This window comes from Proteocatella sphenisci DSM 23131, assembly GCF_000423525.1.
Lineage (GTDB): Bacteria > Bacillota > Clostridia > Peptostreptococcales > Filifactoraceae > Proteocatella > Proteocatella sphenisci.
This window is the reverse complement of sequence record NZ_AUID01000009.1, coordinates 81702-95413: the sequence shown is the minus strand read 5'-3', so window position 1 is coordinate 95413 and position 13712 is coordinate 81702. Positions and strand designations below refer to the sequence as shown.

The window sequence follows — 13712 nt, the reverse complement described above, 5'->3', positions numbered from 1 at the left end:
AATGATAATTTCAGAAGATTTAATCATCGTACATCTGAAAAAGTATATAAAGAATTTCTTTTATACGCTGTAGGAAGAAATTTAAATAAATATTATCGCTTCGCGAAGGAAAAAATCAAAACCTACGAAGCAAAAACAGCCTAATCCTATCGGATTTTTATAAGTCATGAGAAAATATCAAATGGCTTTTTTTGTCATACAATAAATATTAAATTAAACAAAAAAATCCTAAATTATTCAGTGCTCTACATTTTTGTAGATGTTGAATAATCTAGGATTTTTAATTATTAAAGTTTAGGGGTCAAAAAACGTCATTCTCCGACAGCCCCTTTTTTGAAAATGGTGTTGACAAACTTCAAAAAACATAGTATTATTTCAATCATAGCAAAACAATAATTTACAAAAATTAAATGCAATGAAGTAGAGAAAAATATTTCAGACGTTTCAGAGAGTCGGTGGCAGGTGAAAATCGACAACAGAGAAATATATACTATACACTACCGAGCAGGCGAGTTAAACAGATGAGGGAAACCAAAAATCTAAGTAGACGAGCACGTGTACTCACGTTACAGGGTTAGAGATTGTCAGATCTTGATTGAGATATAACTTCGGTTATAATTAGGGTGGTACCGCGAAAGATTATTCGTCCCTATAACAGCACAAATTTGTGCTGTTATAGGGACTTTTTTATTGCTCTGGCCAGAGAAAAAGCATACCCGTCAATCAAATCACTTAAAAACTTAATTTAAGAGAAGAGAGGAAATTAAAATGAAAAAATCAATGAAGGCTTTAGCAGTAATTATATCAATGACACTTGTACTTGCAGGATGTTCTCAGGGAGAATCAAAAGGGGAACCAGCACCAGAAGCTAAAAAACTGAAAATAGGAATTACACAGATTATAGATCACCCTGCTCTAAATGCATCAAGAGACGGATTTGTCCAAAGACTTGAAGAACTAGGAATAGAAGCAGATATAAGCATGCAAGATGCTCAAGGAGACATAGCAAACGCTCAGATGATAGCTGAAAAATTTGCAAGTGATGATGTAGATCTTATACTTTCTATAGCAACACCAACATCACAGGCAGCTCAAAATGCAACCAAAGAAGCAGCGATACCTGTAATATTCACGGCAGTTTCAGATCCGGTATTCTCAGGGCTTTTAAATAATCCAGAGGCTCCAGAAGCCAATCTTACAGGAGTTACAGACGAGATTAGCCTTGAAAACAGAAGAGCTATGTTTGAGATACTTAAAGAGCTTAATCCGGAAATGAAAAGTGTTGGGGTAGTATTTAATACAGGAGAATCAAATTCTCAGGTCCAGATAGAAGATATAGAAAAAGTAGCGGCTGAATTTGATATAAAGGTAGAAAAAGTTGGTATTGCAGGTATTACAGATATTAACCAGGCGCTTGAATCTCTTGCAAAAAAATCAGATGCGATGATGCTTATAAACGACAATATGATAGCATCTTCCATGGAGCTTATTGCAAAAACTGCAAAAGAAAAAGGAATCATAACCATATCAGGAGATTCCAGTCATGTTGATTCAGGAGCACTTATATCTGTAGGCATAAGCTACTTTGATCTTGGAGTACAGGCGGCGGATATGGCAAAGCTGATTCTTGTTGAAGGTACAGAAATAAGTAAAATTCCGGTTCAAAGCTCAAAGGATTTCATTAAAAAAGTCAATACAGATACATTAAATGCACTGGGTCTTGATAAAAATACAAAAGCATTCAAAGACGCGGAGTTTACAGAATAATTGAAAGAGAAAGGAAAAAGACATCATGAGCGGATTATTACAGGTAACTATTGAACAAGGACTTATTTTCTCGGTGCTTTCAACAGGAGTTTATATAACATACAAAATACTAGATTTTCCAGATCTTTCGGTAGAGGGAACATTTCCACTTGGAGCATTTGTATTTGCAAAGTTTATACTTCTTGGAGTATCTCCAGAGTTAGCAACTTTGATGGCGGTTCTTGCTGGAGCGGCAGGGGGCTTTATAACATATACATTAAACATAAAGTTTAAGATAAAAGCCATTCTAGCCGGAATACTTACTATGACCCTGCTTTATTCAGTAAATCTCAGGATAAATGGAAAATCCAATATAGGCCTGTCTTCATTTGAAACTATTTATGACAGTTTTGGAAAAATGGCAGTACTCATTGTACTTGTATTAACTGTAAAACTGCTCATGGACAGATTCCTTAAATCTGAAACAGGATACCTTCTCATAGCTACTGGTGACAATGAAACACTTGTAAAGTCGCTGGGACAAAGCTCTGACAAATACAAGATGATAGGACTTATGATTTCAAACGCACTTGTATCTTTAAGTGGAGCTTTGATGGCTCAATCCCAGGGCTTTGTTGATATAACAATGGGAAACTCGATAATTGTTGTGGCACTTGCATCAATCATAATAGGAGATACAGTGATGCAAAAAAGCAGTATATTAAAGGGCACCACCAGGGCTTTAATAGGAGCCGTTGCATATAAGATGATAGGAGGCCTGGCTATTGAAATGGGACTCGCACCAACGGATCTTAAAGCCATAAGTGCTTTAATAGTAATTGGTTTTCTTGCATACAACAATGTAAATATATCCAAGGTAAAAAAATCAGCTTAATCTTAGATGGGAGAATAAAATGTTAAAGATAAAGGGAATGAAAAAGAGTTTTAATATCGGAACTGAAAATGAAACAAATATATTTCAGGATTTCGATCTTGATATAAATGAATGTGAGACTACCGTAATACTTGGAGCCAACGGCTGCGGAAAAAGTACTTTATTCAACATGGTAAGCGGTGTCCTGTCGTGTGATACAGGAGAAATATCTTTGAATGAAATAAATTTAGGCAAGCTTAAAGAACATCAAAGAGCAGCGCATATAGGAAGAGTTCATCAAAATCCTTCACTTGGAGTATCACCTTCACTTACAATTCTTGAAAACATGTCACTTGCTGACAAGAAGTGCACAAAATTCGGATTTAGAAAGCTGGTAAAAAAAGACAGGATTCAAAAATATACTGATGTTTTAAAAACACTTGACCTGGGACTTGAAAACAAATTAAATACACAGGTTAAATTTCTTTCGGGTGGACAGAGGCAGTCGCTTTCACTTTTGATGGCTACTATGAAAAGACCCGATCTTCTTCTTTTAGATGAACATACTGCAGCTCTGGATCCAAAAACCTCAAAAGTAGTTATGGAGAAAACTATGGAGCTTGTAAAAAAAGAGAATATCACAACTCTTATGATATCTCACAACCTGAGAGATGCCATAAAATATTCGGACAGAATAATAATGCTGGATAAAGGAAAAGTAATATTAGATACAAGGAGTAATTTAATAAGTGAGACTGAGCTTATAAAAATTTACAACAGACAAAATCTTGTAGACTCTGATGAAGAATTTGAACATGCAGTATAAATTTGTAAAAAGGGTTGACAAAGCCAGGAAATCTGGGATATAATATATTTGTAGAAGTGGGAGATAAATGCTTGGACTTAGGTCGGAGTATTTTTTTCTGGGTATTATTATTAAAATTGCAAGTATACTTTTTCACGGAAAGGAGTAACTCATATGGAATTTATTATAAATAAAAATCGTATAATGCCAATATCTATTTTGCATGGAACTCCCGAAGGTGAGGGTTTCTGCTAGCGTATTCTCAATTATTCAAAACTATATTTAAAGTAATGTATATTAAATTTGTTTTATTAATCAGGAGGATATAAATATGAGACGTATATTAGCATATTACATGGAAACAGGAAAAACAATTAATGATTCACTAGTTAAAAAAATTATAGACATGCCGGTAACACAGACTTGGACTTCGCTTATAGAAGAATCGGTAAAATTAAATAAAGAAAAAATCAAATAAAAATTATAAATGTAAAAAACACCAGGATCTCGTAAGAGCTGCTGGTGTTTTTAAATTAAATTGATTTAATTATAAGCTTTGCCCAATCTGAATTTTCATTTTGAATCCATTCGCATGTAACGTCTACAAAATTAAGCCAGGCATTTAAGCCATTGCTGGCTTTGCTTACATCTGGGAATCTTCTTCCGTATATTGCCTTAATATTCTCAAGAAGCTCTAATTGTTCTTCTTTCAGCAATTCTTTTCCAACTAATTCTAAAAGCAATTCCAGGCACTCTAATCTAGATTGATTGTCTTCTTCATAAAGTCCAAAGATCATAAGTTGTCTTTCTCTGTTGAGGCCAACTTTTACATCTTCGATTTCTTCCGGGTTAGAAAGGTATTTTTTTGCAATATTAAGACCTTCTATATCTTTGTCTATTTTTATGATTTTCTTTTCAAGCTGATGATTTCTCATTTTTCATTCTCTTTTCTCAATATTTGAACTTTGTAAGAAATCTATTATATCACAAATAAAGCAAAAGGACTATTTGAATATTAAAAAATTAATTATATAATTAAGATTAATGACGTGCCAACAGGGGTAAAAACAGTTATATGAATACCTTTAAATGAAATTCAGAATAATTTTTAAAATACATACTAAACTGGAGATTATATGATAGAATTCAAGTTTGATGAGAATTATTATGGAGAAGGAATATCAAAGGGGATACCAAGAGGATTACTAGCTTATCATGATGGAGTATTGATAGTCCAAGAAGGAATGGGACTCGGCGCCTTTGCCATTCAATATAATAATAGAACCTATTTTTGCTCTATAGAAAAAATTTGTAAATCTGGCCATTTGGATAAGATTATAGATGTAGAGTACAGGATTGACATGAGGCTGGAATGGACTTTTTTTCAAAAATCAAGCCCCTTGATTACTACATTTCTGGAAATGACAGCATCCAAAATTTACATGAAATCAGAGGCTTTTCAGGGACCGATTTTGAAAATGGGAACCAGACTCAGGCGCTTGCTGAGAATCAGTACGGATTTTAAAAAAATAGAATCACTTGGATATATAAAAGCGAGATATATCCTGGGAGAATCTGATATACATGTTACTGCAGAATCTAATGTCGGATTAGAAAAATACAAGTTTTTTATAATGAACGAAATTGGTGGAGAATTATTTTCCAGGTCGGTAATATGTGGACTGGAATCAGATCCACCTGGTGGCTGGCAAAAGATTGAAAAAAGCCTTGTTAAAAATGAAAAATCCCACATGTTAAAAAGCCCATCGCTGGGATTGATGTGTTATATGGAAGAAATCTGTGTACCTGCAGATATAGAATCAGTATTGTTTTGGGGCAGAGAGTTATCTGGAGGTTACAACTGGGCGGGTTTTGAGAGCGAGCTAAAATGTTCCGCTTGTGGATTCAAAGACTATTCCTACAAAGTCTATTTTGAAAAGGTGGAAAAGGAGATTGAATGAGATGAATAAAGTTATGTTAATATATCCCTACTTTCTGACAAATGAGACGAAAGGACAGATTTTTCATCCTCTTGGGATATCGGTGCTTTCTTCTGGAATGAAGGATAAGGGTTTAGAAGTAGTAAAACTTGACTGTACTTTTCTCACTATTGAAGAGGCGCTCAAGGTTGCAAGAGAATTTGGAGCAGACATTATTGGCATATACATAATGACTACTATGTCTCAAAATGCACTGAAACTCTTAGAAACCCTAAGGCTCATAAGCCCGCAAAGCCTTTTTATAACGGGTGGACCGCTCCCCAGTCTTTATCCAGAAAAATTTGCTCAAAAATTTGATTTAGTCTTCAGAGGAGAAGGTGCACTTAGTGTGCCACAGTTCTGCTTTGATTACCTTGAATTTGCCGAAAAAATTGCTAAAAAGGTCAATATAACTGAAAATGACAGGATTTCAGACTTTTTAAATAGTAGAGACATAAACATTTATTCAGGAATATACGGATATATAAATGATCAAAAAAATATAAATTCTGAAAAAACATTAGTGAGTGTTCCAGAAGTCAATCTTAGCGAAGAGCAAATAGACAGGCTCAAAATGACAGACAGAAGTGGTTATGACCATAAAAAATATCAGGACCTTTGCTTTAAAAGTTCTGGGTACAAGAGTGCCACAATAATGATGACCTATGGATGTCCTTTTGACTGTGATTTTTGCTCAAAACCAATATTTGGGAATAAGGTAAGATTCAGGAATATGGACTCGATATTTAAAGAGATACAAGATATTGTGAGATTTGGATATGATTCGTTGTGGATAGCGGATGATTTATTTACTTTAAATGATCATTATATAGGTGCCTTTTGCGACAGGATGAATGAAAGTGATTTCAAAATCAACTGGAGCTGTCTTTCCAGAGTTGACAGCATAAGTGATGAAACTGCAAACAAGATGAAGCTAGCAGGGTGTAACAAGGTTTATCTTGGAATTGAATCAGGAAGCGATGAGGTGCTTAAAATCATGAACAAGCATGTAGATATAAAAAAAGTCAAACGGGGAGTAGATATATTTAAAAATCAAGGTATAGAATGCGGAGGGTTTTTTATAGTGGGTTACCCAGGTGAAACAATTGACACCATTGAGACAACTTTTGAATTCGCGCTCTCTTTGGGTCTTGATGAAATTTCATTCAATCTTCCATATCCACTTCCGGGTTCAAATTTGTACAACAGGGTAAGGGATATTAAAGATGATGACTGGGATTTTGAAAATGAAACGAAATTTCTTTACAAAAGTGAATTTGATGAGGTTTGGTTGAGAGAAAAAATTAAAAAAACAATTGAAAAACACAGCCTAAATAAGGGGCAATTATGATATAATAACTCTATTAACATCAAAACCGCTGCTGAGGACACAGGAGCCTGCAGAATCCAGCAGTGGAGATTTTTTGAAATATTAATATATGAGGTGAAGATGAACACGCAGACTAAGGGGGCGCTTCTGATTTTGGGAGCTGCATTTTTTTGGGGGATTTCAGGAACTGTTGCAAAAATGATTTTCAATACAGATATAGATCCCATTGCTGTTTCTAACATGAGGATATCTCTTGCGGCAGTAATATGTATAATATATCTGGCCATGGGACACAGTAATCTCTTGCAGGTAAGCAGCACGGGCCTTAAAAAAATTGGAATTCTGGGAATATCAATGACGCTTATGCAAGGGACATACTATTATGCTATAGCAAGGCTAAATGTAAGTCTTGCAATATTTATTCAATATCTTTCACCTATTATAATAACGGCATACTGCTCAATTGTACTTAAGGAAAAGATGAAACTCTCAAAGGGGATAGCGCTTGTTTTTGCTATGGCAGGTAGTTATTTTATTATTTTTGGTGGAGCAGGCTTGGGGATAAAATTAAATATTGACGGGGTAGTAGCGGGACTTATATCTGCATTTTGCAGTGCTTTTTATATTATTTATGGACAAAAATGTACGGGAAATTATGATCCATGGACTGTGCTTACATTTGGGATGGCAACTGGAGCTCTGATATATATGTTCATATGTCCGCCGTGGATTCTCTGGGCAGGAAGATCAAGCTCTGAGCTGCTTTTTATTGGATACTTAGCCATATTTGGTACCATAGTCCCATTTACCCTATATCTAAAGGGATTCAGGTATCTGGCGCCTTCAGCTGTAAACATAATTGGCATGTCTGAGACTGTGGTGGCTTCTCTTTCGGCATACCTTATACTGGGAGAAGTGCTCAGTACAAAACAGATACTGGGGGCTGTGCTTATAGTAATGGCGGTAATAACAATACAGAGTCTGGACTACATACTTGATTACATTAAGAAGGGGTTATAAATATGAGCTTTGTAAGCGCCATGGTTTTTTTTGTAATATTTATACTTGTGTACGTTCTTATAAATGAGATTTTTACTGTACTTTTTCGCCTCACTGGTCTTACCGAAGCCAAGGCCAAGTTTCAGGTGACTTCAATGCTTACAAACTCCGGCTTTACGACTTCTGACAGTGAGCTGATCACATCATCCAGAGTAAGAAGCAAACTGGCAAGGATAACTATGATATTTGGATATGCCTTCACAGTAACCATAGTTTCTGCAGTTGTAAATATTGTAATAAGGATGAATAGCATACAGGTTAAAACCCTTTGGCCAATCTCCATAACACTTCTAAGTATACTGCTCATCTTTATGGCTTTAAAAAGTATTCCCGGAATAAAAAAGAATTTTGATCACTATGTAGAAAAACTTGGAAACAGAATCATATTTGGAAAATATTCAAATGTGGTGATAATACTTGATTCGTATGATGATAATGCACTGGCAGAAATCATTATTTCAAATATTCCAGATATTTTAAGAGGTGTAGCTCTTGAAGATACACCTCTTAAAAATAAATTCAATATAAATGTTTTGATGATCAAACGCGAGTATGAATATATGCGTATTATAGGTAACAAAACCATTCTCCAGGAAGGAGATACTATAGTGGTATTTGGTGAGTGCCAAAACATCAGAAACATATTTGAAAATGTAAAGTGAAGATTATTTCCAGGAAACTTCAGCGGCCTTTCTTGGTACAGACCTTTTGTACTGGACATCTGGGTAACCAACTGTCATACAAGTCACTATGTGTTTGCCTTCTGGAATTCCAACAATATCTCTTATCTCTGGATTTGCACTTGCTGCTCTTACAAAGAAACCACTGAAGAATGTGCCCAAAGTAAGTGAATTTGCCATAAGTTCCATATTTGAAGATGCAAGCGCGGCATTAACGTCAGAAAATGCGGTGGTTATTATAATTGCCGGAGCATTACAAAATAATTTATCATTTTCCACAGGATTTTCTTTATATTTTTTGTACATATTAATCCACATCTTGGCATATCTGGTATAAGCTTGATTTTCGGGTGAAGGATTTGAGAGTATCTGTTCTCCTATATGATTTAGAGTTTCGTAAGTAAGCTCTTTTATTTCGGCAAGATTTTCCCTGACTACTGTATAAGACACATCTTGAGCATTGGCTCCGGTTTGAGTGAATCTACCAGCCTCAATGATAGCCTCTAGTTTATCTTTTGCTACATCGATTGTTTTAAATTGTCTTATGCTTCTTCTAAACTTAATGAAATTCAAGAGGTTTTCAGGGTCTATATCAAATTTCTCTTTTGAGTATTCCTTGATTTCATCCATATTATATTCATCTGTAGAAATTGCATTGGCAGGGCAGACAGCGATGCAATGTCCACATTTGAAACATGCGATATTTCTTATTTTTGCTTTGTCTGATACCATTTTTATATCACCTGGAAAACAGTCTTTGACACAAAGGCCGCAACCAATACATTTTTCAATATCAACTTTCATCATTATAATTTTTCTCCTTTAATATTAATCTCCGTGTATTTTTTTGAGACCATTTTTGTCTATAATTTCAACTTTGTTTCTGGATATCCTAAGCAGTTTATCCGTCTGAAATTGTTTCAAAAGCCTGGTTATTACTTCTCTTGCTGTTCCAAGTTCGCGAGCTATATGCTCATGAGTAAGGTTGAGTTCATCTGAACCTGAAAGCGAAACCTGGTCAAGCAGTACACCTGAGAGACGAGAGGCCATATTAGTAAATACATATTGTTCAAATATCCACATTACGTCAGAAAACCTCGAACTTACAAGATCCAGGGTGAAACTCTTTACTGCGAGGCTGCGACTGCTTATATCGTCAAAAATATCAGCGGGAATAATAAAAATTTCGCTGTCTTTTTCGATATCGATACTTATTTCAAAATTAATATTTCTAAGCATACACGACGCACTGAATATACAGCTGTCCATTTCTAAAAGGCGGTAAAGTGTAATTTGTTTTCCCTCCTGAGAATGGCTGTATACCCTGAGTTGACCTGATTTTACCATTAAAAAGCCAGTGCATTCATTTTCTGAATGACCTATTATGCTGCCTTTTTTATAATTTTTTTTTATTAGACTATCACTCAAAATGTTTTTTTCAATTGCTGAAAGGTCTTTCCAAAATGGAAGCGAATTCTCCATAAACTGTATATCCTTATTCTTCAAGTTCATATCCTCCCATTAAAAAATACAATTACACATAATACTTTTAATAATAAACGTTAATCCTTTAATTTGCAAGAGATGTAAAATAAGAGCTAATAAAAAATAAGTTTTTAAAAAAAACTTACAAATTCTTAATAATATGTGTTATAATTAAAAAGTTAAAAATCATAATTTTATTTTACATTATAGACTTGCTCCTGAAGAATTTGGACAGGTTTTTTTGATTGTTCAAAAAAGATATTGACAATCGAATACATGTGTAGTAAAGTTTAAAGGTAAAACCATAATTACACCAATCTATGTTATGGAATGGATCCTTCTAGTTAATACCACTATAGGAGGTGCACTATGAGAGTAAAAGTGACGTTAGCATGTCAAGAGTGTAAGCAAAGAAATTACAATTCTATGAAAAACAAGAAAAACAATCCTGACAGGATCGAACTTGAAAAGTATTGTAAGTTCTGTAAGAAACACACTACACATAAAGAAACTAAATAAGTTAGTAAAGGGTGTGAATCAATGCAAACAGATGCGAAAGAAAAATTTTCTCTTGGGAAATTTTTCAGTGAAGTTAGAACTGAGTTAAAAAAGGTACATTGGCCGACCAAAAATGAAATGCTCAGCTATACTACGACAGTTTTAATTACGGTAGTAGTTATGGCCTTTATTATCTACGGGATAGATTCAGTATTTGGATTTATTATGAGTAAGATATTAGGAAACTAAGGGGGGCTGACCTTGAGCGAAAAAGCACAATGGTATGTCATTCATACCTATTCCGGACACGAAAACAAAGTTAAAGCTACTATTGAAAAATCTGTAAAGAACCGAAATATGGAGGATATAATCCAAGAGCTTGCGGTTCCAGTTGAAGAGCTGATTGAAATTAAAAACGGAAAGAAAAAAGTAAAACAGAGAAAGATATTCCCAGGATATTGTCTTGTTAAAATGATAGTAACAGACGAATCGTGGTATATCGTAAGAAACACCAAAGGTGTTACTGGCTTTGTAGGACCGAATTCTAAACCGGTAGCTCTTACTCCTGAAGAAGTAGATAATATGGGACTTGAAAAAGAAACCAAATCATCAGTATTAGAAATAGACTTTGAAATCGGGAATAAAGTTGAGATAGTGGCAGGAGCATTTAAAGACTTTGAAGGAACAGTCCTAGAGATAAATCCTGATGATGCTACTGTTAAAATCAAGATATTTATGTTCGGAGATAGAGAGACATTGCTAGAATTAGAGATGTCGCAGATAAGAAAAGTAGGCTAAGCTACTTGGATAACAGGAGGTGTCATTAAATGGCTAAAAAAGTAATTGGACAAATAAAACTTCAAATACCAGCAGGTAAAGCTACTCCAGCGCCACCGGTAGGACCGGCTCTTGGACAGCACGGAGTTAACATAATGGAGTTTACAAAGCAGTATAATGCAAAGACTGCTGATCAGGCTGGGCTTATAATACCAGTAGTAATCACTGTTTATCAAGACAGATCGTTCTCTTTCATAACTAAGACTCCACCAGCAGCTGTTCTTATAAAGAAAGCATGCAAAATTGAGTCAGGTTCTGGAGAGCCAAACAAGAAGAAAGTAGCTAATATAACAGCTGCACAAGTTAAGGAAATAGCAGAAATGAAGATGCCAGACCTTAACGCTGCAAGTGTTGAAGCTGCTGTAAGAATGATTGCAGGAACTGCAAGAAGTATGGGAATCGTTGTAGAAGATTAATTCTATTTGCTTATATAGATTGGTGGGAGGCAAATAAAATTTTACCGTTATTACCACAAAGGAGGAAATGATTATGGCTAAACAACCTAAGAAGTACCAAGAAGCTATCAAAAAGTTTGACAGACAAAACTTATATGTTGCTTCTGAGGCGCTTGGAATCGTTGTAGATGTGGCATCAGCAAAGTTTGATGAAACTGTTGAAGCTCACATAAAGCTAGGCGTAGATTCAAGACACGCAGATCAGCAAGTTAGGGGAGCAATAGTGCTTCCACACGGAACAGGAAAAACTAAGAGAGTACTTGTATTCGCAAAAGGTGAAAAAGCTAAAGAAGCAGAAGCAGCAGGTGCAGACTTTGTTGGAGCTGAAGATCTTGTAGCTAAAATCCAGGGCGAAAACTGGTTTGAATTCGACGTAATAGTAGCTACACCGGATATGATGGGAGTAGTAGGAAGACTAGGAAAAGTATTAGGACCTAAAGGCCTTATGCCAAACCCTAAGTCTGGAACTGTAACATTTGATGTTGAAAGAGCAATCGCAGAGATCAAAGCAGGTAAAGTTGAATACAGACTTGATAAAACTAATATAATCCACGTACCAGTAGGAAAAGTATCTTTCGGTAAAGAAAAACTTTCAGAAAATTTCCACGCACTTATCGAAGCAGTAATAAAGGCTAAGCCTTCTGCAGCAAAAGGACAGTACCTAAAGACTGTTACATTCGCAAGTACAATGGGACCTGGAGTAAAAGTTAACCCTGTAAGAGTTAGCGAATAGTTTTATTGTTGACAAACAAAAAAGAGTATAGTATACTTAAAAAGTTAAAAAGTAAATAGTACACTGTAGACAGCAGGTTAAAAAGTAAATCCTGCCGAGGTTGTTTGTTATATAGAACTCATGCCTTCGATTGTCTACGTGACTGCGAAGGCTTTTTTGTATAAAATACTGAAGAAGGAGGTACTAGATATGTCAAAAGCAATGGAAATCAAACAGGTTGTAGTTGATGAGATAGCAGACAAATTAGCAAGAGCGCAATCAATAGTTGTTGTTAATTACAAAGGTCTTACTGTTGACCAGGCTACAAGCTTAAGAAATAAATTCAGAGAAGCAGGTATTGATTACAAAGTATACAAAAATACACTTGTAAGAAGAGCTGCTGTGCAAGTAGGAAATCTTGAAAAGCTTGATGATGTAAATCTTGTAGGAACAAACGCAATAGCATTCGGATACGAAGATGCTGTTACGCCTGCAAAGATAGTAGCAGAATTTTCTAAAACATGCCCTGCTTTAGAATTCAACATGGGTTATGTAGAGGGCGAGTACTACGATGCAGAAGCAATGATTCAAATCTCTAAGATACCATCAAGAGAAGAGCTTATTGCCAAGCTTCTTGGAAGTCTTAAAGCTCCAGTTTCTAACTTTGTATATATGCTTGATGCACTTGCAAAGCAAAAAGAAGAACAAGGCGCTTAATTTATAAAAATAAAATATATTAATTAAAATGTGATATTTTAAAAATAATGGAGGTAAATAAAATGACTATAGAGCAAATTTTACAAGCTATTGAAGAAATGAAAGTTTTAGAGCTAAACGAACTAGTTAAAGCTGCAGAAGAAAAATTCGGTGTATCTGCATCTGCTCCTGTAATGATGGCTGCTGCTGGAGATTCTGCTGCTGCTGAAGAGAAGACTGAGTTTGACGTAATTCTTCTTGAAGCTGGAGCTTCAAAAGTTGGAGTTATCAAAGTAGTAAGAGGAATAACTGGACTAGGTCTTAAAGAAGCTAAAGATCTTGTTGATGGAGCACCTAAAGCAATTAAAGAAGGCGTATCTGCTGACGAAGCTAAAAAATTGGTTGAAGAACTTGAAGCTGCTGGAGCAAAAGCAGAAGTTAAATAGTTTTAAACTATCAATATTAACAACAAAAATCCACAAAGGGCATGCCCTTTGTGGATTTTGTAATGTAACTTAACTTGACCTTGAGGCCAAGCTTGTATAAACTATACATA

Annotated in this window: 18 protein-coding genes and 2 other annotated features; of the genes, 15 read left to right on the top strand and 3 right to left on the bottom strand. The window is 35.1% G+C overall.

Annotated elements, in window-relative coordinates; genetic code table 11:
- Window positions 1-406: 406 nt before the first annotated feature.
- Window positions 407-654, top strand: a binding site (T-box leader).
- A 114-nt stretch (window positions 655-768) separates the two neighbouring features.
- The 4 genes from G558_RS0104815 to G558_RS13945 all read left to right on the top strand — a co-directional run bounded on the left by G558_RS0104815 (window position 769) and on the right by G558_RS13945 (window position 3903).
- Window positions 769-1767, top strand: coding sequence for an ABC transporter substrate-binding protein (locus tag G558_RS0104815; RefSeq protein WP_051188471.1), 999 nt, complete (start codon window positions 769-771; stop codon window positions 1765-1767).
- Between the two features lie 25 nt (window positions 1768-1792).
- On the top strand, window positions 1793-2641 hold the full coding sequence (locus tag G558_RS0104810; RefSeq protein WP_028829166.1) for an ABC transporter permease: 849 nt from the start codon (window positions 1793-1795) through the stop codon (window positions 2639-2641).
- Window positions 2642-2660: 19 nt separating this feature from the next.
- Window positions 2661-3446 carry an ABC transporter ATP-binding protein gene (locus G558_RS0104805; RefSeq protein ID WP_028829165.1) on the top strand — a complete coding sequence of 262 codons (786 nt, stop codon included), beginning with the start codon at window positions 2661-2663 and terminating at the stop codon, window positions 3444-3446.
- 310 nt (window positions 3447-3756) lie between these two features.
- Window positions 3757-3903: a hypothetical protein gene (locus G558_RS13945; RefSeq protein ID WP_156888509.1), complete on the top strand. Its 147-nt coding sequence runs from the start codon at window positions 3757-3759 to the stop codon at window positions 3901-3903.
- Between the two features lie 55 nt (window positions 3904-3958).
- On the opposite strand, the gene G558_RS0104795 is transcribed toward G558_RS13945, so the two are convergent.
- Complete coding sequence (locus G558_RS0104795; protein ID WP_028829164.1) at window positions 3959-4360, bottom strand: hypothetical protein; 402 nt, start codon at window positions 4358-4360, stop codon at window positions 3959-3961.
- Between the two features lie 201 nt (window positions 4361-4561).
- On the opposite strand from G558_RS0104795, the gene G558_RS0104790 reads away from it, so the two are divergent.
- The 4 genes from G558_RS0104790 (at window position 4562) to G558_RS0104775 (ending at window position 8455) form a co-directional block, all read left to right on the top strand.
- Window positions 4562-5386 (top strand): hypothetical protein, encoded by an 825-nt coding sequence (locus tag G558_RS0104790; RefSeq protein WP_028829163.1) that lies wholly within the window; start codon window positions 4562-4564, stop codon window positions 5384-5386.
- Between the two features lies 1 nt (window position 5387).
- Window positions 5388-6755 carry a B12-binding domain-containing radical SAM protein gene (locus G558_RS0104785; RefSeq protein WP_028829162.1) on the top strand — a complete coding sequence of 456 codons (1368 nt, stop codon included), beginning with the start codon at window positions 5388-5390 and terminating at the stop codon, window positions 6753-6755.
- Between the two features lie 99 nt (window positions 6756-6854).
- Window positions 6855-7754, top strand: a complete 900-nt coding sequence (locus G558_RS12385; protein WP_051188470.1) for an EamA family transporter — start codon at window positions 6855-6857, stop codon at window positions 7752-7754.
- A 2-nt stretch (window positions 7755-7756) separates the two neighbouring features.
- The gene (locus tag G558_RS0104775) at window positions 7757-8455 is read left to right on the top strand and encodes a TrkA C-terminal domain-containing protein (RefSeq protein ID WP_028829161.1); all 699 of its coding nucleotides are present in this window, start codon (window positions 7757-7759) and stop codon (window positions 8453-8455) included.
- 3 nt (window positions 8456-8458) lie between these two features.
- On the opposite strand, the gene G558_RS0104770 is transcribed toward G558_RS0104775, so the two are convergent.
- Both G558_RS0104770 and G558_RS0104765 read right to left on the bottom strand, forming a co-directional pair.
- The gene (locus tag G558_RS0104770) at window positions 8459-9280 is read right to left on the bottom strand and encodes a nitroreductase family protein (protein ID WP_028829160.1); all 822 of its coding nucleotides are present in this window, start codon (window positions 9278-9280) and stop codon (window positions 8459-8461) included.
- A gap of 21 nt (window positions 9281-9301) precedes the next feature.
- Window positions 9302-9979, bottom strand: a complete 678-nt coding sequence (locus tag G558_RS0104765) for a Crp/Fnr family transcriptional regulator (protein ID WP_051188469.1) — start codon at window positions 9977-9979, stop codon at window positions 9302-9304.
- Between the two features lie 348 nt (window positions 9980-10327).
- Here G558_RS0104765 and rpmG point away from each other — a divergent pair, with 348 nt between their 5' ends.
- From rpmG to rplL, 7 genes are all read left to right on the top strand, one after another.
- Window positions 10328-10477 carry a 50S ribosomal protein L33 gene (gene rpmG, locus G558_RS0104760; RefSeq protein WP_028829158.1) on the top strand — a complete coding sequence of 50 codons (150 nt, stop codon included), beginning with the start codon at window positions 10328-10330 and terminating at the stop codon, window positions 10475-10477.
- A gap of 21 nt (window positions 10478-10498) precedes the next feature.
- Window positions 10499-10705 (top strand): preprotein translocase subunit SecE, encoded by a 207-nt coding sequence (gene secE, locus G558_RS0104755; protein ID WP_028829157.1) that lies wholly within the window; start codon window positions 10499-10501, stop codon window positions 10703-10705.
- Between the two features lie 6 nt (window positions 10706-10711).
- A complete protein-coding gene (gene nusG, locus G558_RS0104750; RefSeq protein WP_334290858.1) occupies window positions 10712-11254 on the top strand; it encodes a transcription termination/antitermination protein NusG in 543 nt (180 codons plus the stop codon).
- 29 nt (window positions 11255-11283) lie between these two features.
- A complete protein-coding gene (gene rplK, locus G558_RS0104745) occupies window positions 11284-11709 on the top strand; it encodes a 50S ribosomal protein L11 (RefSeq protein ID WP_028829155.1) in 426 nt (141 codons plus the stop codon).
- A gap of 73 nt (window positions 11710-11782) precedes the next feature.
- Window positions 11783-12481: a 50S ribosomal protein L1 gene (rplA, locus tag G558_RS0104740; RefSeq protein ID WP_028829154.1), complete on the top strand. Its 699-nt coding sequence runs from the start codon at window positions 11783-11785 to the stop codon at window positions 12479-12481.
- 45 nt (window positions 12482-12526) lie between these two features.
- Window positions 12527-12649, top strand: a sequence feature (ribosomal protein L10 leader region).
- Window positions 12650-12670: 21 nt separating this feature from the next.
- Window positions 12671-13177: a 50S ribosomal protein L10 gene (rplJ, locus tag G558_RS0104735; protein ID WP_028829153.1), complete on the top strand. Its 507-nt coding sequence runs from the start codon at window positions 12671-12673 to the stop codon at window positions 13175-13177.
- A gap of 62 nt (window positions 13178-13239) precedes the next feature.
- The gene (gene rplL / locus G558_RS0104730) at window positions 13240-13602 is read left to right on the top strand and encodes a 50S ribosomal protein L7/L12 (RefSeq protein ID WP_028829152.1); all 363 of its coding nucleotides are present in this window, start codon (window positions 13240-13242) and stop codon (window positions 13600-13602) included.
- The last annotated feature ends 110 nt before the right edge of the window (window positions 13603-13712 follow it).